Here is a 17,577-nt window from a genome sequence, read left to right as displayed (position 1 = left end):
ATGGTTTTCCGTTACAACGGAGGCGTTGTCAACGCGCTCCGCCAGCGCCGCCGGCCCGTGGCGGCTCACGCTCGTCACCGACCCGGACGACTGCAACCTCGCCTGCGCCATGTGCCCGTGCGGTTCGGCGCGGGCGCGGGGCCGGCCGCGCTCGCCGCCGCGGCGCATGGCGCCGGCGCTCGCGGCCGGCGTGCTGGAGGAGCGGCGCGGCAGCCCGCTCCGCGAGCTCATCCCCTCCACCATGGGGGAGCCGCTGCTCTGGCCGGCGCTGCCGGACCTGCTGGCGCGTGCGGCGACGCTCGGGATCCGGGGCAACGTCACCACCAACGGCACCTTCCCCGGCCGCGGCGCCGCCGGCTGGGCCGAGGTCCTGGTGCCGGCGTGCCGCGACGTCAAGATCTCCTGGAACGGCGCCACCGCCGCGACCGCCGCGGCGGTGATGCCCGGCCTCGATCTCGACGCCGCGGTGGAGGGGGTCCGGGTCCTGGTCGCCGCAAGGGACCGGCACGCGGCCGGCGGTGGCGCCCGCTGCAGCGTCTCGTTCCAGGTGACCGCGCGCGAGGACAACGTGGCGGAGCTGCCCGGGATCGTGCGGCTCGCGGCGCGGCTCGGCGTGGACCGGGTGAAGCTGAACCAGCTCCAGGTGCGCAGCCCCGACCTGGCGCCGCTGTCGCTCCGCCGCAGCCCCGAGGCCATCGCGCGCTGGAACGCCGCGGCGCGGGCGGTGCGCGAGGCGGCCGCGGAGGCGCTCGCGCGCTCCGGACGCGCGCCCGCGCTCGAGAACGCGGTCGAGCTGGCGCCGGATCCGGCCGCCCCGGCGCCGCGCGGCCCCTGCCCGTTCGCGGGAAGGGAGGCCTGGGTCCACCCCGACGGCCGGCTGGCGCCGTGCCCGCACCCGGCCGCCGCCACGGGCGCGCTGGGCGAGTTCGGCTCGGTGACCGACGCGCCGCTCGGCGCGCTGTGGGCGGCCCCGGCGTTCCGGGCGTTCGTCGCGCCCGGTCCGGGGGGGCACCCCGTTCACCCGCTGTGCGACCGCTGCGCCTTCCGGCGCCCCGGCGGCGCGTGACGCGCCCGGGGCGTACGCTCGCGGCCCCACGGCGGCGCCGCCTCGGTTAAGGTCGGCAGGTGACCGAGCCACTCCCCACCGCGATCGCGCTCACCGCCACCGCGCTCCTGCTCGGCCTGAGCGTCCTCTCGTCCCGCACCTCCGGGCGGCTGGGCGTCCCGTTCGCGCTGCTGTTCCTCGCGGTGGGCATCCTGGCGGGCTCGGAGGGCATCGGCGGGATCGCGTTCGCCGACTACCACCTCACGTTCCGGGTGGGCACGGTGGCGCTGGTGCTGATCCTGTTCGAGGGCGGCCTCAGCACCGACGTGCGCGGGCTGCGCCGGATCATCGCGCCCGCCGCGCTGCTCGCCACCGCCGGCGTGGCCGGCACCGCCGCGCTGACCGCGCTGGGCGCGCGCGCGTTCGGCCTGCCCTGGTCGGAGGCGCTGCTGCTCGGCGCCATCGTCTCCTCCACCGACGCCGCGGCGGTGTTCTCGGCGCTGCGCAACGCCGGGGTGCGGGTGCGCCCGCGCGTGGCGCACCTGCTCGAGGTCGAGTCGGGCGGCAACGACCCGATGGCGGTGATCCTCACCCTCGCCGTGACCCAGGTCCTCGCGTCCGGCGAGCCGGTCCGCTGGACCATCCTGGTGGAGATCGCGATCCAGCTCGCGGTCGGGCTGGCCGCCGGCGTGGGCATCGGCCTGGGCGGGCGCTGGCTCCTCCGGCGCGCGCACCTCGCGGCGAGCGGCCTCTACCCGGTGCTGACGCTCTCCATCGCCCTGTTCGCGTTCGGCGCGCCCACGCTGCTGTGGGGCAGCGGCTTCGTGGCGGTCTACGCGGCCGGGCTCACGCTGGGCGCCGGCCAGCTCCCCTACCTGCCCGGTCTGCGCCGCGTGCACGACGCCATGGCCTGGTTCAGCCAGGTGGCGATGTTCCTGCTCCTCGGGCTGCTGGTGTTCCCGTCGCGGGTGGCGGCGGTCGCGGGCCCCGGGCTGGCGATCGGCCTGCTCCTCGCGTTCGTGGCGCGGCCGCTGGTGGTGGGGCTCATGCTGCTGCCGTTCCGCATGCCGGCGCGGGAGGTGATCTTCATCTCCTGGGTCGGGCTGCGCGGCGCGGTCCCCATCATGCTCGCCACCACGCCGGTGCTGGCCGGCCTCCCGTTCGCCGAGCACGTGTTCGACCTGGTCTTCTTCGTGGTGGTGGTGAGCACGGTGGTGCAGGGCTCGACCATCGCCTGGCTCGCGCGCAAGCTCGGCCTCGAGACCGCGGGGCCGCCCCCGCCGCGCGCCGTGCTCGAGATCGTGTCCACCCAGCAGCTCGGCGGCGAGGTCGCCTCGTACTACGTCGAGCCGGCGAGCGCCGTGGCCGGCTCGCGCATCTCGGAGCTGCCGTTCCCGGAGGGCTCGACCGTGATGCTGGTGGTCCGCGGCCGCGAGCTGGTGGCGGCGCGCGGGCGCACCGTGCTCCAGCCCGGCGACCACGTGTACGTGTTCGCCCCGCCGGACGAGAAGGCGTTCGTGCAGCTCCTGTTCGGGCGCGAGGAGGAGGGCTGAACCGCGCCGGGCGCCGTCAGGTCCGCGAGGCCCGGATGGCGTCCTCGAGCTCGTTCGGCGGCGGGCGGGCGGAGGGGTCGCGCGGGAAGTGCTCGGCGAGCCGGGCGCCGCACTGGGCGATGGCCTCGACGAAGCCGCGGCCCGGGTCGTCGTCGCGCATCCCGGCCACCAGCGCCGCGACCGCGCGGTCCCAGCCCGCGTCGCCCATCTTCTCGTGGATGCCGCGGTCGCCCAGGATCACCGCCTCGTGCTCGAACAGGGACGCGAACACCAGGACGCCGGTGCCCTCGGTGGTCCGGTGCAGCCCGTTCTCGTGGAAGGCGCGCACCGCCCGCGCGCGCACCGCCTGGTCGAGCGCGCGCGCGCCGGCGAGCCGGCGCTCCACCGGGTCCCACATCGAGAGCCACGCGCCGAGCAGGCCGGCCGCGAGCTGGACGAGCGGCAGCTCCGCGAGCGTGACCGGCAGGTGCAGCGCCAGGACCGCCGCGGTGGCGATCGCGGCGGCGACGAGCGCGCCGCGGTAGCGGACCTCCGGGTACGGATCGCTCTTCTCCACCACCACGGGGACGATCTGCCCCCGCGAGAGCGCCTCGGCGCGCCCGACCGCCTCCGCGATGCGGCGGCGGGCCGCCTCGTCGAACTGCGCCTCGAACTTCACGCGCGCCTCCTCACCAGCGCCCCGAGGCGCCGCCGCCCGAGAACCCGCCCCCGCCGCCGGACCAGCCGCCGCCGCCTCCGCCGAACCCGCCCCCGCCCCACGGGCCGCCGCCGCCCCAGGGCCCGCCGCCACCCCACCAGAGCGAGCGGCGGCGGCGCGGGCCGAAGCCGGTGAGGACGCGGATCACGAACGCGACCACGAACAGGAGCAGCACGAACAGCGAGGGCACGCGCACCTGCGGGCGGACGGCCTGGCGCGCGTCCACGCCCTGCGGGAGGGCGCCGAGCGCGCCCAAGATCTGCACGCCCGCGTCGTAGAGCCCGTCGCCGTAGCGCTGCTGCCGGAAGGCGGGCGCGATCGCGCCGCGGATGATGCGCGAGGACTGCACGTCGGTGAGGCCGCCCTCCAGCCCGCCGCCCACCTCGATGCGCACCTGGCGGTCGTCGACCGCGACCGTCACCAGCACGCCGTTGTCCTTGCCGCGCGTGCCGATCTTCCAGGCCTCGGCGACCCGGATCGAGTAGTCCTCGATCGGCTCGCCCTCCAGCGTGCGCACCAGCAGGTACTGGAGCTGCACGCCCTGCCCGCCCTCGACGCCGCGGGCCGCCCGCGCGAGCGCGGCCAGCCGCTCCTCGTCGCCGCGCGAGAGCACGCCGGCCGCGTCCACCACCGGGCCGGTGAGCGGCGGGATGGCCGCCTGGGCCGCGACAGGGGACGGCGCGGCGCCGAGCGCCGCGGCGAGCAGGAGCGCGGCAACCGCGAGCGCGCGCGGGCCGGCGGCCGGGGCGGCGACCGCCATCAGAACTTCACCGCGGGCGCCTTCTCCGCCCCCTGCGTGGTGGCGGTGAACTGCGCCTTCGGCTGCTTGTGGTACATCATCGAGTTCGTCCAGCTGGTGGGCGGCACGGTCACGAGATCGTTGAACCGCTGCACCTCCTGGATGTAGCGGCGGCGCGCGATGGCGATGCGGTTCTCGGTGCCCTCGAGCTGCGCTTGCAGGTCCCGGAAGTTCTCGTTCGCCTTCAGCTGCGGGTAGTTCTCCGAGACCGCCAGCAGCCGCCCCAGCGCCGAGGACAGCGCGCCCTGCGCGCCCTCGAACTTCTTCATGTTCTCCGGCGTGAGCTGGTCCACCGGGATGCGCACCTGCGTGGCCTGGGCCCGCGCCGCCATCACCGCCTCGAGCGTCTCGCGCTCGTGCGTGGCGTAGCCCTTCACCGTCTCGACCAGGTTGGGCACGAGGTCGGCGCGGCGCTGGTACTGGTTCTCCACCTCTGCCCAGGCGCCGGAGACGGCGTTCTCCGCCTGGGGGATGGACTGGAAGCCGCAGCCGGCGAGCAGCAGCGCGGCGGCGGCGACGAGGACGGATCGCGCGTGAGTCATGCACCGGAGGCTAGCGCGCGGCGACCGGCGCGAGAAGGACGAATTACCGCAGCCACACCCAGGTCGGGCCTGGGGATGCGGCCGGGGGCCCGCTTCACTGCCTGTGGACGGCGAGGACCCGCGCCGGCGGGCACCACACGCCCACCTGGGCGATCCACCCGGCGGGATCCGCCTGGATCGAGCTCGGGCAGGCGCTGCACGCGGTCGCGGCGGCGTCCGCGAACCGGGCGGTCGCGGGCGACGGGCTCCAGCTCCACTGCGCGTCGCAGTCGCTCCCGTCCCGGAGGTCGAACGTGGGCACGGCGGCGCCGGGCGAGGACGGATCGGCGACCAGCGCCTCGGCGCGGCTGATGAAGTCGGGCGCGACGATCCAGGCCTTCACGGTGTCGCCGCACACGCCCAGGGTCACGAACGCTCCGCCGGAGCGGCTCACGCAGGCCGCGTTGGGATCCGAAACGCAGGCGCCGCTCAGGCACACCTCGCCGCCGCCGCAGGCGTTGCCGCAGTCGCCGCAGTGGAGCCGGTCGGTGCGCAGGTCGTAGCAGATGCCGCCGCACGCCTCGAGCGGCGCCGGGCAGGGCTCGGTGTCGAAGCAGCCCGACGCTGCCAGCACCACCGCGATGACCCCCCACCTCGCCCCGTGCATGTGACCTCCCGCGGCGCCGCCGCGGCCCCGAGCCTAGCATCGGACGCCCGCGCCGGCACGCCGCGCGCGGGACCCGGCCGCCCGCCGGCGCGGTGGTAGGCTCCGCGCATGGCGGAGCCGTCAGGGTGGGCGCTGTTCTATCGCGTCGTGAAGCGGATCCCGCGGGGCCGGGTGGCGACCTACGGGCAGGTGGCGCTCGCCGCCGGCAGGCCCGGCGCCGCCCGTCAGGTCGGCTACGCCCTGGCGGCGCTGCACGGGAGCCGGCACGCGGTCCCGTGGCAGCGGGTGCTGGGCGCGCGCCCCCGCGGGCGGGCCGGGATCAGCATGCTCGATCCGATGGGCGCGGCGGTGCAGCGCGCGCTGCTCGAGGCGGAGGGCGTCCGCTTCGACGCGCACGGGCGCGTGGAGCTGGACGGGTTCGGCTGGCGCGGCCCGCGGGCGGCCCGCCCTACTCCACCACCCGCACCGGCGGCACCTTCCAGATCTCGGTCGCGTACTCGTGGATCGTCCGGTCGGACGAGAACTTCCCGGCGCGCGCCACGTTGAGGATCGCCTTGCGGGTCCAGCCGTCCGGATCGCGGTAGGCCTGCTCCACCCGCTCCTGGCACGCGCAGTACGCGGCGAAGTCCGCCAGCACCAGGTACGGATCCCCGCCGTTGAGGAGCGACTCGACCACCGGCCGGAACAGCCCCGGCTCGCCCGGCGAGAACACGCCCGAGGACAGCGCGTCGAGAACCTGCTTGATGCGGCGGTCCTTGCGGTACCACTCCCACGGGTCGTAGCCGCCCTTCCTCAGCGCCGCGACCTCCTCCACGGTGAGCCCGAACAGGAAGAAGTTCTCCGCGCCCACCTCCTCGCGGATCTCCACGTTCGCGCCGTCGAGCGTCCCGACCGTGAGCGCGCCGTTCAGCGCGAACTTCATGTTGCCGGTGCCCGACGCCTCCTTCCCGGCGGTGGAGATCTGCTCGGACACCTCGGCCGCCGGGAAGATCCGCTCGGCGAGCGACACCCGGTAGTTCCGCAGGAACGCCACCGCGATGCGGCCGCGGACGTCCACGTCCCGGTTCACCACGTCGGCCACCGAGCCGACGAGCTTGATGATCCACTTCGCCATCGCGTAGCCCGGCGCCGCCTTGCCGCCGAACAGGTAGGTGCGCGGGTACGGGTCGTAGCCCCGCTCCTCCTTGAGCCGGAGGTACTCGCTCGCCACCCGCAGGATCGCGAGCAGCTGCCGCTTGTACTCGTGGATGCGCTTCACCTGGACGTCGAAGATCGAGTCGAGGTCGAGCGAGATCCCGTTCTCGGCGCGGACGATTCCGGCCAGCCGCTCCTTGTTGTCGCGCTTCACGTCGCGGAACAGCCGGCGGAAGCCCGCGTCCTCGGCGAGCGGCTCGAGGTTGCGGAGCTGGGCCGCGTCCGTCACCCAGCCCGGCCCGATGACCTCGCTGATCGACCGCGCCAGCGCGGGGTTCGCCTGCAGCAGCCAGCGGCGCGGCGTCACGCCGTTCGTCTTGTTGTTGAACCGCTCCGGCCAGAGCGCGTGGAAGTCGTGGAACAGCTCTCGCTTCAGCAGCTCGGTGTGGAGCGCGGCCACGCCGTTCACCGAGTGCGAGCCGATCACCGCCAGATTCGCCATGCGCACCTGCTTGACCGGTCCCTCCTCGATGAGGCTCATGCGCTGCAGCGCCGGCTCGTCCGCCTTGCGCGCGGCGCGCACGCCGTCGAGGAACCGCCGGTTCACCTCGAAGACGATCTCGAGGTGGCGCGGCAGCACCCGGCCGAACAGGTCCACCGACCACTTCTCCAGCGCCTCCGGCATCAGCGTGTGGTTGGTGTAGCCGAACGTGCCGCCGCAGATCTCCCAGGCCTTCCCCCACTCCAGCCCGTGCTCGTCCACCAGGACCCGCATCAGCTCGGCCACCGCGATGGCCGGGTGCGTGTCGTTCATCTGGATCGCCACCTTGTCCGGGAAGTCGGAGAAGCCCTCGTGCACCTTGAGGTGGCGGTTCACGATGTCGTGGATGGAGCAGCAGACGAAGAAGTACTGCTGCTGGAGCCGCAGCTCCTTGCCCATGACGGTGAGGTCGTTCGGGTAGAGGACCTTGGAGATGTTCTCCGAGAGGTCCTTCTCCTCGACGGCCGACAGGTAGTCGCCGGCGTTGAAGTCGGCGAGGTCCAGCTCCTGCGACGCGCGGGCGCGCCAGAGCCGCAGCGTGTTGACGGTCTGGTTGCCGTGGCCGGTGATGGGCACGTCGTAGGGCATGCCCAGCACGTGGCGCGCGTCCGCCCAGCGCACCTGCAGCCGGCCCTTCTCGTCCACGCCGTGCTCGGTCCGCCCGTAGAACGAGACCGGCACGCAGGCGTCGCCGCGCGGGATCTCCCAGGCGCTGCCGAAGCGCAGCCACTCCTCCGGGCGCTCCACCTGGTACCCGTTGCGGATCTCCTGGTCGAAGATGCCGAACTCGTAGCGGATCCCGTAGCCGTACGCGGGGATCGAGAGCGTGGCGAGCGAGTCCAGGAAGCAGGCGGCGAGCCGCCCCAGGCCGCCGTTGCCCAGCCCGGCGTCGGGCTCCTGCTCCAGCAGCGCGTTCAGGTCGAGCCCGAGGTCGCTCAGGGCCGACCGCATGTTGTCGTAGATGCCGAGGTTCAGCAGGTTGTTCTCGAGCGCCTTGCCCATCAGGAACTCGAGCGAGAGGTAGTAGACCCGCTTCGCGTCGGCCTTGTAGTAGGTCTGCTGCGTCTGGATCCACCGCCGCATCATCCGGTCGCGCACCGCGTAGGCGACCGCGAAGTACCGATCGAGCGGGGTGGCGGTGTGCTCGTCCTTGCCCTGCGAGTACTGGAGGTGGTCGGCGAACGCGCGGCGCAGCGCGTCCACGTCCAGCGCGGTGCGGGCGTTGGGCAGGTCGCGGGCGCGCTCGAGCGCGCGCGCCTCCTCCGTGCGGGCGGCGGCGGCTTTCCTCGGTGGGGGCATGCTTCTCCTCAGGGTGCGCACCGGGCGCGGGCGGCGGCCACGGCAGGCGGCGGGACATCATAGCCGCATCCCCGCCGCGGCGCGGCGGGGCGGACGCCGCGCCGCACCGGCGGAGCGCGCGGCCGGGCGCTACCGGCGCAGCGCGCCGGCCAGCTCCTCGTAGAGGTGGATCGCGCTCCGGATGGCCTTCTGGAAGTCGGAGAGCAGCAGGCTCTCGTTCTCCGAGTGCGCGTTCGACGACGGATCCTCGACGCCGATGAGCAGGGCCGGGACGCCGCCGAGCGCCTTGGCGAACGGCTCCACGAACCCGATCGACCCGCCGCACCCGATGGCGAGGGCCGGGCGCCCGAACCCCTTCTCCAGGGCCCGGAACGCGGCGTCGAACGCCGGGTGGCCGAGGTCGGTGATCCAGGGCGCGCCGGCGGTGTCCGGCTTCACGGTCACCTCCACGCCCCAGGGCGCGGCGGCGTGCAGCGCCGCGACGAGCTTCTCGCGCACGTCCACCGGGTCCATGTCCGGGACCAGCCGCACGCCGAGGCGCGCCCAGGCCACGTCGTTGATGATGTTGCGCGCGTCCTTGCGCGAGGACGCCTGGATGGCGTTCACCGCGAGCGACGGCTGCCACCAGTTCGTCTCCAGCGGATGGCGGCCGCCCAGCAGCCGCACGCCGGGCCGCAGCCGGGCCTGCCGCCGGATGTCCTCCTCGGTGACCGGCAGCGCGGCGATGGCCTCGCGCTGCTCGCGGGTGAGCGGGCGGACGCGGTCGTGGATCCCGGGGATGGCGATGGCCCCGTCGTCGTCCACCAGCGCGGCGAGCATCTTGGCGAGCGCCATGGTGGGATCCGGCACCGGGCCGCCCCACATGCCGGAGTGGACGCTCTGCTCGAGCGCGCGGACCTCCACCTCGAGGACCACCAGGCCGCGGAGCGCCACCGTGATCGAGGGCACGCCCGAGTCCACGTTGCCGGTGTCGGTGAGCACCATCGCGTCCGCGTCCAGGCGCGAGCGGTAGCGGGTGAGGAACGCCGTCAGGTGGTCGGAGCCGATCTCCTCCTCGCCCTCGACCACGATCTTCACGTTGAGCGGCATGCGCCGGGCGCCGCGCACCCAGGAGTCCACCGCCGCCGCGTGCACGATGATGCCGGCCTTGTCGTCGGCGGCGCCGCGGCCCCACAGGCGGCCGTCGCGCTCGGTGGGCTCGAACGGCGGGGTCTTCCAGGCCTCCGCCTCGCCGGCCGGCTGCACGTCGTGGTGCGCGTACAGCAGCAGGGTGGGCGCGGCGGGATCCTCGACGCGCTCCCCGAAGACGTACGGGTGCGCGCCCTCGACCTCGAGGACCTCGACCTTCTCGAAGCCGCGCCGCCGCAGGAGCTCGGCGGTCGCCTCGGCGCTGCGCCGCACCTCGTTCTCCGGGAAGCCCGGGAACGAGACGCTGGGGATGCGGACCAGGCGCTTCAGCTCGTCCAGGTAGTTGGCGGCGTTCTTCTCGTAGTGGGCCAGGGCCAGGTCGACCGGCGTCTCGGGCATGGATGTCACCTCGGGCAGAAGGGTTCCCGCGCCGCGGGCGGGCGAGGGGCGGCCCGGGATATAAGGGCGCATGGCCGGGATCCCTCGACCCCTTCGGGACGGACGGCGCGACACGCTGACGCATGCACTCGGGGTGACGCGCGTCGCCCGCCTGACCGGCCTCGACCGGACCGGCGTGGAGGTGGCGAGCGCGGTGCGCCCGGACGGCCACGTGCTCCAGGTCACGAACGGCAAGGGTGCGCGGTTCGAGGACGCCGCGCTGGGGGCGCTGGCCGAGGCGGCCGAGCTGTGGGCGGCGGAGCGCCCCGGCCCGATGCCCCTGGCCTCCGCGGCGGAGCTCCGCGCCCGCCTGGGCGAGGGCGCGGTCATCGGGCCCGGCGCCCTGGCCGGCGGCGGCGCGGATCCGGCCTGGGAGACGCTGCGCGTCGCCTGGTGCCAGGGCGTGCCGCTCGAGGGCGGCGCACCGATCGCCGTCCCGGCGCAGGCCGTGTTCTGCCCGCCGCCCGGCGGCCCGCTCCTCGGCCCCGCGGTGCTGACCTGGACCTCGAACGGCATGGGCGCGCACCCGGACCCGCACCGCGCCGCCCTGCACGCGTTGCTCGAGGCGGTGGAGCGCGACCAGCTCGCGCGGGCGCTCCCGGACGGCTTCACCGAACGTGAGCTGGCGCGGCGCCTGCTCGATCCCGGCGGGCTGGCGGCGGCCGCGCCGCGCACCGCCGCCCTGGCGGCGTCGCTGGAGGCGCGCGGGCTGCGCGTGCACCTGCTCGATCTCGTGCCCGCCGGGCGCCGCGCCCGTGGCCTCGGGCTGCCCGTGGCCGGCGCGCTCCTCGGGGATCCGGGAGGGCCGGTGCCGCTCGCCGCCGGCTACGCCTGCCGGCCCGGCCGCGACGAGGCGCTCCTCGCCGCGCTCCTCGAGGCCGCCCAGTCGCGCGCCACCGAGATCCACGGCGCGCGCGAGGACGTGCTGCACGGCGACCGCGCGTCCGCCGCGCCGCTCGCCGCGCGCTGCGCCGCGCTGCGGCCGTCGCGCAGGGCCGCCGCGCTGCCCTCGCTCGCCGCGCCGTCGCCCTCGGCCGCGCTCCGGCGGATCGCCGGCCGGCTGCGCGCGGCCGGCCTGGGGTCCGCGGTGCGCGTCGCGCTCGAGGGCCCGCCCGGCCTGCACGTGGTGAAGATCGTCGCCCCCGGCCTCCTGCGCTCGGAGCTCCTGTGAAGCCCGCCTCCGCCCGCCTCCGCCCCGGCGACGTCGTCGCCTTCCTCGGCCCCTCGCTCCGCGCCGACGAGGCGCGCCGGCTCGCGCCCTGCCGCGTGCTCCCGCCCGCCCGCGCCGGCGACCTGCTGGCCGTGCTGCCGGCGCGCCCGCTCGCGATCGCGCTGGTGGACGGGCTGTTCGACACGGTCCCGTCGGTGTGGCCGCGCGAGGTGCTCGCCGCGCTCGACGCCGGCGTGGCGGTGTTCGGCGGCGGGAGCATGGGCGCGCTCCGGGCCGCGGAGCTGGCCGCGCACGGGGTGGTCGGCGTGGGGCGCGTGTTCGGCTGGTACCGCGACGGCGTCATCGACGACGACGGCGAGGTGGCGCTGCTGCACGGGCACGCCGAGGACGCGTTCCGCCCGTTCACGCTCCCGCTCGTGCAGGTGCGCGCCGCGCTCGAGGACGCGCGCGCCTCGGGAGAGGTCGGCCCGGCCGCCGCGCGGGCCGTGCTCGCCGCCGCGGCCGGCATCCCCTACACCGCGCGCACCTGGCCCGCCGTGCTGACGCGGGCCCGGCTCGCCCCCGCCGAGCGGGCGCGGCTCGGGGAGCGCCTTCCCCGCGCGCCCGACGTGAAGCGCGCCGACGCCGAGGCGTGCCTCCTTGCCGCCGCGGAGTTCGCCCGCGCACGCCGCCAGGGGGCGCCGCCCCCGCCCCGCCCCGCCGCCGGATCGCCGCCCGCGCACCTGCGCCGGGCGCGGCTCGCGCGCGCCGCGACGCTGCTGCCCGGCGGCGCCGAGGTCCCCTCCGGCGAGGTGCTGGCCGCGCTCGCGCGCCGGCCCGACGCCCGCCGCCTCGCGGCCGTCGGGCTGCGCCGCGCCGCGCTCGCCGCGCTGGCCCGGTCGATGGGGCTCGCCGCCGGCGAGGCCGAGACCGCGGAGGCCGAGCGCGCCTGGCTGCGCCGCGCCGGCGTGCGGCCCGAGGGTCGCGCCGCGTTCCTCGCCGCCTGCGGCCTCGACGACGGCGCCGCGCGCCGGCTCTGCGAGGACCTCGCGCTGGAGGCGCGGCTGCTCGGGATGGCCGAGCGCGCCGTGCCCGACGGCCCGTCCTGGGAGGAGGGCCTCGCGCTCGCCGCGCGGCTCGGTGGTGCGTGGCCGGAGGAGGCCCAGCGCCTCGTGGCACCGCCCACGAGCCCGCGCCGCCGCACGAGGAGGAGGAGGTCGCCGTGAGCAAGAAGAAGGCGCCGCCCGTGGACGCGCCAACCGGCCCGTTCAACGCCGCGTTCGAGAAGCTGCGCGCGCAGCTGCCCGAGGGCCACGTCCCGGCGCAGGAGCAGGAGCCGGAGCCCGCGCCCGCGCAGCCCCCCGCAGCCACCCGCCCCGCCCCCGCCCGCGCCGTGGTCCGCCTCGAGCGCAAGGGCCGCGGAGGGAAGGAGGCCACCGTCGTGGAGAAGCTCGCCCTGGCGCCCGAGCCGCTGGCCGCATGGGCCGATGCGATGAAGCGCGCCCTCGGTTGCGGCGGCGGGGTGGAGGGCGACGCCATCGTGCTCCAGGGCGACCAGCGCGACCGCGCCGCCGCGTGGCTCGAGCGCCGCGGGGTCCGGAAGGTGATTCGCGGCTGAACCATCGTTTACCGAGGGTGCGGTCGCTCCCAGGGCGCGGCCGCATCTCGCGACCCGCCGCCCCGTCGCCTCCCCGCGTACCCGGCCATCACCGCGTCCCCGAAGACCCGCCGCGCCTCCTCGAGGTTGTGACCCTTGCAGCGGATGCGAAGGTTGTCCGCCGTCGAGGCCCCGCCCCGCGCCCGCGGCACGACGTGGTCGAGCTCGAGCTGGTGGGTGGAACCGCAGGACTCACCGGACGGGAGCACGAAGGTGCACCGCCCGCCGTCGCGCCTCCAGACCTCTCGGCGGACGTGGGCCGGGATGTGGTCCGGCTTCGAGGGCCGGATGGTCTTCTGCGGCCGCGCCGTGAGCCCCTTCTGCCGAGAGCGCTCCCCGAGCAGCACGTCCAGCGCCGCCTCCAGAACGTGCTCGCGGGAGGCGCCCGGCATCGCATGCGAGAGCGCATCGCGCGCCGCTTCGAGCTTCTTCAGGAAGGCCTTGGACACGGTGAGGTGCATCCGCGCCTGGTCGCCATCGAGCCAGTCCACGGAGCTGGCGTTGGTAGCAGAGGTCACCGCCCGCAGTTCGACAGGCGCACTGCGAGCGGACTCTGGATGACCCGCAGCCTCGACCCCGCTGGGCACAGGCGTTTCGGGCGCCCGAAATAGAAGCGGAGCCGCCGGGCCTGACGCACCCGTCGCCGCCGAGCACGCCCCCCTGATCGGCACGATGACCTCGCGGCGAGGCGGGTTCTCGACGGGCCGGATCGAGGCAGCCACCTCCGCCGCGTCCCGGCTCGACAGCCCGTAGAAGCGGGGCAGGACCTCGGCGCAATTCTCGGTGGTCACGACCTTCGCCAGCTCGCAGACGGAGGACAGGCAGAGCTTGCCCTCGCGAAGCGCACCCTCGATGGCCGGGTAGCGCTGGATGAGCTCGGCTGCGGTCTTCCGGTACTGAGCGGCACCGGCCGAGAGCCCCAGCTCGCGTCGCAGGAAGGAGAAGAGCGAGGTGTGCCCGCGCTCCCTCCACAGCCCGCGCCCGTCGAACTCCGCCAGCGCGACCAGAAACTCCGCCATGGCGTGCCGCTCGGAGCGGAGCAGCGAGACAAGACGCTTCGTGAACTCGAGTGCGGTATCCATGCCCGAAGCATCGCACGCGGATTTCGCCCTCCGTAAAGCGCACGAGAACGCCTCGAGACGCGCGAACGCCACCAGGGCTCCGCGCCCCCTCGCTTGGCGCCCGCGCCGTCGCAGCGCCGCCCCGAGCGTGCGCAGAAGCCCTGCCGCGCAGCGAGTTCACCCACGCGAACCGACCAAGGGCCGAAACGCGTCAAGCATTCACCGTGAGACAAACGGGTGCTGCCGTCCTCCCCAGGCCCGCGCCCCGCGCCCCGCGCTCCGCGCCCGCGCGCCTCGCTCCCCGCCTCGCGCCCGCTCGCCTCGCGCCCGCTCGCCTCGCGCCCAGTCGCCTAGCGCACCCCACGCGACCCGCGCCTCGCCCTCGAGCTTCTCGCGAGCCGATCCGCGCCGCTCCGGTTCCGGTCAGCCGGACCCGCCCCGGATCACCGCTGCCCACTCACAGCCCCCTCAACGCCGCCCCATCGAAGACGCCGCGCCATCAAAGACGCCGCGCCATCGAAGACGCCCCGCCATCGAAGACGCCCCGCCCTCGCCCCCCCCCTCGCCCAGCCGCCTTCACCGCTCGCGCAGCGCCTCCCCCGGAAAGAACCCCGCCGCCGCGAACCCGCCCACCAGCTGCACCTCCATCACCTCGAGCCGCCACAGCGCGAAGTCGAGCGCGAGCAGCCCCTTCGCGCCCGGCACGCGCGCCGCGTACCGCTCGACCGCGTCCTCCTCCTCCGCCGCGCCCACCCGCACCGCCCGGCCGACCAGCGTCGCCCGCGCCGCCGTCCGCGGATCCCCTCGCGCCGCCTCGCCGTCGAACACCAGCAGCGTGCAGCGCGGATCGGCCGCCAGGTTCTGCGTGTGCTGCGCCAGCGCCGAGAGCAGCAGCAGCGGCTCCCCGTTCGCGGCCACCGCGAACGGCACCAGCGTCCCGTACGGCCACCCCGCGTGCCGCGACGAGATCGTGGACAGGACCCCGACCCGCTCCCGTTCGAGCAACCCCCGGACCGCCTCGATGCCGCCGGCGCGCTCCGCGCCGGCCTGCGCCCGCTCCTCCGCCTCGTGCCCCGCCATCTCCGTCCTCCCCGGGCGCCGCGACGCCGCCGCGCCCGCACCCTCCGATCGCCCGCCGGGCGGCCGCGCGCCACGCCCGCGCGGGGCCGCGGCGCCGGGTCGCGACCTCACAGCACCACCAGCCCGAGCCGCGCCGCGCGCACGATGGCCTCGGCGCGCGAGCCGGCGCCGAGCTTCCCGAGGATCGCGTTCACGTGGAACTTGGCGGTGTGCTCGGAGATGCCGAGCCGGGCGGCGATGGCCTTGTTGCCGAGCCCCTCCGCCACGAGCGCCAGCACCTCGCGCTCGCGCGGCGTGAGCGGGCCGCCCGCCTCGGCGGCGGGCGCCCGGAGCAGCGCCGCCGCGAGCTCGGGGTCGAGCGCGGTCAGGCCGGTCACCGCCGCGCGCAGCGCCGCGGCGATCGCCTCGGCGCCGGCGCCGCGCTGGAGCACGCCCCGCGCCCCGGCCCGGAGCGCCTCGCCCGCCTGCGCCTCCCCGGCCACCAGCGCAACGACTGGCAGCCCCGCCGCGAGCACCGCGAGCGCCTCGGCCCCGCCCGCGTCCGCGGCGCCGCGGACGGTGGCGGGCGCGCCCAGGTCCCAGAGCGCCGCGTCCACCTCGCGCGCCGCGGCCTGCGCGCGCGCCGGCTCCGCCTCGCCCGCGAGCCGGAGCTCCGGGCTCAGGCCGAGCAGCGCGGCGAGGCCCGCCCGCGCCAGCGGATCGGCCGAGACCACCAGCACCCGGAGCGGCTCCATCCCGCGGATCTAACCGCCGGCGCCGGGACCGGCCCGGTCGCGCGACCGGCGCCCCCTGCGGCGCGCGCACCTCCCCGCTTGCCGGGCGCGACCTGCCCATCGGGCCAGGCCGCGCCCTGGCCCTCCCGCCGATGTGCGCCGCCCGCGGACCGCCTAGCTTCCCGCCATGACCTCCGCGCCCCCCCTCGCCCCTGCCCTGCCGTCCGACCTGCTCGCCCAGCTCTCCGCGCGCCTCGCCGCGCTCACCGCGTCCGCCGCCGCGCACGTCGTGCGGGTGGAGGGACGGCGCCACGCGCCCGCGTCGGGCGTGGTGTGGTCGGCCGACGGCGTCGTCGTCACCGCGCACCACGCGCTCGAGCGCGACGAGGGCGTGACGGTCGGCCTGCCCTCGGGCGACGAGGTCGCGGCGGAGGTGATCGGCCGCGACCCCAGCACCGACCTCGCCGCGCTGCGGGTGCGCGCGACGGGGCTCGCGCCGCCGGACTGGGCGGACGCGGCCGGCGCCGCCGCGGGGCAGCTCACGCTGGTGGTCACGCGGCCGGGGCGCGGGCCGCGCGCGGAGCTGGGCCTGCTGGCGCGCGCCGGCGACGCGTTCCGCGCGCCCATGGGCGGGCGCGTCGACCGCTACCTGGAGCTGGGCGTCCCCCGGCACCCGGGGCTCTCCGGCGGCCTGGTGCTCGGCGCGGACGGCCTCGCGCTCGGCCTCGCGGCGGCGGGGCTGGTGCGGGGCGCGGCGCTGGCGGTGCCCGCCGCAACGGTCGCGCGGGTGGTGACCTCGCTCCTCTCGCACGGCGAGGTGCGCCGCGGCTACCTCGGCCTCGCCACGCAGCCGGTCCCGCTCCCGCCGGCGCTGCGCGCGCGCACCGGCGAGGAGCTGGCGCTGCTCGTCGCGCGCGTCGAGCCGGGCAGCCCGGCGGACCGCGCCGGCGTGCTGCTCGGCGACGCCATCCTCTCGGTGGGCGGCGAGGCGCTGCAGGATCCGGGGGAGCTGCTGGCCCTGCTCTCGGAGGACCGGATCGGCCAGGCGGTGACGCTGCGCGTGCTGCGCGCGGGCGAGGTGCGCGACGTCGCGGTCACCGTGGGCGTGCGCGGGAGGCGGGCGTGACCGGGCTGCAGGCGCTCTCGCGCGACGTCGCCGACCTGGTGGCCCGCGCCGCCCCGGCGGTGGTGGGCGTGGAGCAGGGCGGCGGCCAGGGCTCCGGCGTCGTGATCGCGCCGGACGGCTGGGTGCTCACCAACGCGCACGTCGCGCGCGGTCGCGGCCCCGTCCGCGTCCGGCTCTCCGGCGCGCGGGTGGTGGCGGCGGAGCGCGCCGGCGGCGACGACCGCACCGACGTGGCGGTGCTGCGGGTGGACGCGCGCGACCTCCCCTCCCTGGCGCTCTCCGAGCGGCGGCTCTCGGTCGGCGAGCTGGTGGTGGCCATCGGCAACCCGCTCGGCTTCGAGCGCTCGGTCACCCTGGGCGTGGTCTCCGCGCTGCACCGCAACCTGGCGGCGCCGCGCGGCGCGGTGCTGGAGGGGCTGGTCCAGACCGACGCGTCGATCAACCCGGGCAACTCGGGCGGACCGCTGCTCGACGCCGGCGGCGCGGTGGTCGGGCTCAGCACCGCCATGCTCCCCTGGGCGCACGGGATCGGCTTCGCGGTGCCGGCGCACACGGCGGCGTGGGTGGCCTCGGTGCTGATGCGCGAGGGCGAGGTGCGCCGCCCGTTCCTCGGGATCGCGGCGCGCGGCGAGGACCTCGACGCGCGCGACGCGGCGCTCGCCGGCCACGGGCGCGGCGTGCGGGTGCTCGAGGTGGTCGAGGGATCGCCGGCCGGCCGCGCCGCCCTGCGGCCGGGCGACCTGCTGGTCGCGGCGAGCGGCAGCCCGGTGCAGACGCTGGACGACCTGCAGCGCGTGCTGGTGCTGGCCCGGGCGGGCGAGATCGACCTGGCGGTCCTGCGCGCCGGCTGCCCGCTCCGGCTCGCCATCCGGCCCGACCCGCCGCGCGCCGCCGCGGCCTGAAGGTCCGCGGCGGCCCCGACGTCGCGCCCCACCGGCGATCGGGGCGTGACGCTGGCGGCGAGGCGT

At 76.6% G+C, this 17,577-nt stretch carries 17 protein-coding genes; 8 read left to right on the top strand and 9 right to left on the bottom strand.

Annotated elements, in window-relative coordinates:
- Window positions 1-25: 25 nt before the first annotated feature.
- Both ANAEK_RS04565 and ANAEK_RS04560 read left to right on the top strand, forming a co-directional pair.
- Entirely contained in the window at window positions 26-1,066 is a 1,041-nt protein-coding gene (locus ANAEK_RS04565) for a radical SAM protein (protein WP_232288368.1), read from the top strand.
- 59 nt (window positions 1,067-1,125) lie between these two features.
- A complete protein-coding gene (locus ANAEK_RS04560) occupies window positions 1,126-2,598 on the top strand; it encodes a potassium/proton antiporter (protein ID WP_012524977.1) in 1,473 nt (490 codons plus the stop codon).
- A 16-nt stretch (window positions 2,599-2,614) separates the two neighbouring features.
- Here ANAEK_RS04560 and ANAEK_RS04555 read toward each other — a convergent pair whose 3' ends face one another.
- The 4 genes from ANAEK_RS04555 to ANAEK_RS04540 form a co-directional block, all read right to left on the bottom strand.
- On the bottom strand, window positions 2,615-3,256 hold the full coding sequence (locus tag ANAEK_RS04555; RefSeq protein ID WP_012524976.1) for a TPM domain-containing protein: 642 nt from the start codon (window positions 3,254-3,256) through the stop codon (window positions 2,615-2,617).
- 10 nt (window positions 3,257-3,266) lie between these two features.
- On the bottom strand, window positions 3,267-4,055 hold the full coding sequence (locus ANAEK_RS04550) for a YgcG family protein (protein ID WP_012524975.1): 789 nt from the start codon (window positions 4,053-4,055) through the stop codon (window positions 3,267-3,269).
- Window positions 4,055-4,636 (bottom strand): LemA family protein, encoded by a 582-nt coding sequence (locus tag ANAEK_RS04545; RefSeq protein ID WP_012524974.1) that lies wholly within the window; start codon window positions 4,634-4,636, stop codon window positions 4,055-4,057. Before ANAEK_RS04545 ends, ANAEK_RS04550 begins: the two co-directional genes overlap by 1 nt.
- A 94-nt stretch (window positions 4,637-4,730) precedes the next feature.
- Window positions 4,731-5,282: a hypothetical protein gene (locus ANAEK_RS04540; protein WP_012524973.1), complete on the bottom strand. Its 552-nt coding sequence runs from the start codon at window positions 5,280-5,282 to the stop codon at window positions 4,731-4,733.
- Between the two features lie 108 nt (window positions 5,283-5,390).
- Between ANAEK_RS04540 and ANAEK_RS22730 the strand changes: the two genes are divergently transcribed.
- Window positions 5,391-5,828: an MGMT family protein gene (locus tag ANAEK_RS22730; RefSeq protein ID WP_083779830.1), complete on the top strand. Its 438-nt coding sequence runs from the start codon at window positions 5,391-5,393 to the stop codon at window positions 5,826-5,828.
- Here the strand turns inward: ANAEK_RS22730 and ANAEK_RS04535 are convergent.
- On the bottom strand, window positions 5,731-8,256 hold the full coding sequence (locus ANAEK_RS04535; protein WP_012524972.1) for a glycogen/starch/alpha-glucan phosphorylase: 2,526 nt from the start codon (window positions 8,254-8,256) through the stop codon (window positions 5,731-5,733). The genes ANAEK_RS22730 and ANAEK_RS04535 overlap by 98 nt on opposite strands.
- Before the next feature lie 129 nt (window positions 8,257-8,385).
- Entirely contained in the window at window positions 8,386-9,783 is a 1,398-nt protein-coding gene (locus tag ANAEK_RS04530; protein ID WP_012524971.1) for a M20/M25/M40 family metallo-hydrolase, read from the bottom strand.
- Window positions 9,784-9,853: 70 nt separating this feature from the next.
- Here ANAEK_RS04530 and ANAEK_RS04525 point away from each other — a divergent pair, with 70 nt between their 5' ends.
- Genes ANAEK_RS04525 through ANAEK_RS04515 form a run of 3 tightly spaced genes read left to right on the top strand, consistent with a single transcriptional unit; the run spans window position 9,854 to window position 12,590 of the window.
- A complete protein-coding gene (locus tag ANAEK_RS04525) occupies window positions 9,854-10,993 on the top strand; it encodes a YcaO-like family protein (protein WP_012524970.1) in 1,140 nt (379 codons plus the stop codon).
- Entirely contained in the window at window positions 10,990-12,198 is a 1,209-nt protein-coding gene (locus tag ANAEK_RS04520) for a TfuA-like protein (protein WP_012524969.1), read from the top strand. The genes ANAEK_RS04525 and ANAEK_RS04520 overlap by 4 nt, the downstream gene beginning before the upstream one ends.
- Window positions 12,195-12,590 carry a translation initiation factor gene (locus ANAEK_RS04515; protein ID WP_012524968.1) on the top strand — a complete coding sequence of 132 codons (396 nt, stop codon included), beginning with the start codon at window positions 12,195-12,197 and terminating at the stop codon, window positions 12,588-12,590. The genes ANAEK_RS04520 and ANAEK_RS04515 overlap by 4 nt, the downstream gene beginning before the upstream one ends.
- Before the next feature lie 8 nt (window positions 12,591-12,598).
- Here the strand turns inward: ANAEK_RS04515 and ANAEK_RS04510 are convergent, their stop codons facing one another.
- From ANAEK_RS04510 to ANAEK_RS04500, 3 genes are all read right to left on the bottom strand, one after another.
- On the bottom strand, window positions 12,599-13,711 hold the full coding sequence (locus ANAEK_RS04510; RefSeq protein WP_012524967.1) for an HNH endonuclease: 1,113 nt from the start codon (window positions 13,709-13,711) through the stop codon (window positions 12,599-12,601).
- A 555-nt stretch (window positions 13,712-14,266) separates the two neighbouring features.
- Window positions 14,267-14,770: a HugZ family protein gene (locus tag ANAEK_RS04505; RefSeq protein ID WP_012524966.1), complete on the bottom strand. Its 504-nt coding sequence runs from the start codon at window positions 14,768-14,770 to the stop codon at window positions 14,267-14,269.
- A 107-nt stretch (window positions 14,771-14,877) separates the two neighbouring features.
- On the bottom strand, window positions 14,878-15,504 hold the full coding sequence (locus ANAEK_RS04500; protein ID WP_012524965.1) for a response regulator transcription factor: 627 nt from the start codon (window positions 15,502-15,504) through the stop codon (window positions 14,878-14,880).
- A 166-nt stretch (window positions 15,505-15,670) separates the two neighbouring features.
- Here ANAEK_RS04500 and ANAEK_RS04495 point away from each other — a divergent pair, with 166 nt between their 5' ends.
- Both ANAEK_RS04495 and ANAEK_RS04490 read left to right on the top strand, forming a co-directional pair.
- A complete protein-coding gene (locus tag ANAEK_RS04495; protein WP_012524964.1) occupies window positions 15,671-16,609 on the top strand; it encodes a S1C family serine protease in 939 nt (312 codons plus the stop codon).
- A complete protein-coding gene (locus ANAEK_RS04490) occupies window positions 16,606-17,511 on the top strand; it encodes a S1C family serine protease (protein ID WP_012524963.1) in 906 nt (301 codons plus the stop codon). The genes ANAEK_RS04495 and ANAEK_RS04490 overlap by 4 nt, the downstream gene beginning before the upstream one ends.
- Window positions 17,512-17,577: the final 66 nt, after the last annotated feature.

Source organism: Anaeromyxobacter sp. K, from assembly GCF_000020805.1.
In the GTDB taxonomy this organism is placed as follows: domain Bacteria; phylum Myxococcota; class Myxococcia; order Myxococcales; family Anaeromyxobacteraceae; genus Anaeromyxobacter; species Anaeromyxobacter dehalogenans.
Note: the sequence above shows the minus strand (reverse complement) of the source record. Positions and strands in the feature narration are given on the sequence as shown.

Excerpts from the sequence above, each read along its gene's own strand:
- ANAEK_RS04550 (WP_012524975.1), bottom strand. The coding sequence starts at position 4,055 with ATGGCGGTCGCCGCCCCGGCCGCCGGCCCGCGCGCGCTCGCGGTTGCC.
- ANAEK_RS04545 (WP_012524974.1), bottom strand. The coding sequence starts at position 4,636 with ATGACTCACGCGCGATCCGTCCTCGTCGCCGCCGCCGCGCTGCTGCTC.
- ANAEK_RS04540 (WP_012524973.1), bottom strand. The coding sequence starts at position 5,282 with ATGCACGGGGCGAGGTGGGGGGTCATCGCGGTGGTGCTGGCAGCGTCG.
- ANAEK_RS22730 (WP_083779830.1), top strand. The coding sequence starts at position 5,391 with ATGGCGGAGCCGTCAGGGTGGGCGCTGTTCTATCGCGTCGTGAAGCGG.
- ANAEK_RS04535 (WP_012524972.1), bottom strand. The coding sequence starts at position 8,256 with ATGCCCCCACCGAGGAAAGCCGCCGCCGCCCGCACGGAGGAGGCGCGC.
- ANAEK_RS04530 (WP_012524971.1), bottom strand. The coding sequence starts at position 9,783 with ATGCCCGAGACGCCGGTCGACCTGGCCCTGGCCCACTACGAGAAGAAC.
- ANAEK_RS04525 (WP_012524970.1), top strand. The coding sequence starts at position 9,854 with ATGGCCGGGATCCCTCGACCCCTTCGGGACGGACGGCGCGACACGCTG.
- ANAEK_RS04510 (WP_012524967.1), bottom strand. The coding sequence starts at position 13,711 with ATGGATACCGCACTCGAGTTCACGAAGCGTCTTGTCTCGCTGCTCCGC.
- ANAEK_RS04505 (WP_012524966.1), bottom strand. The coding sequence starts at position 14,770 with ATGGCGGGGCACGAGGCGGAGGAGCGGGCGCAGGCCGGCGCGGAGCGC.
- ANAEK_RS04500 (WP_012524965.1), bottom strand. The coding sequence starts at position 15,504 with ATGGAGCCGCTCCGGGTGCTGGTGGTCTCGGCCGATCCGCTGGCGCGG.
- ANAEK_RS04495 (WP_012524964.1), top strand. The coding sequence starts at position 15,671 with ATGACCTCCGCGCCCCCCCTCGCCCCTGCCCTGCCGTCCGACCTGCTC.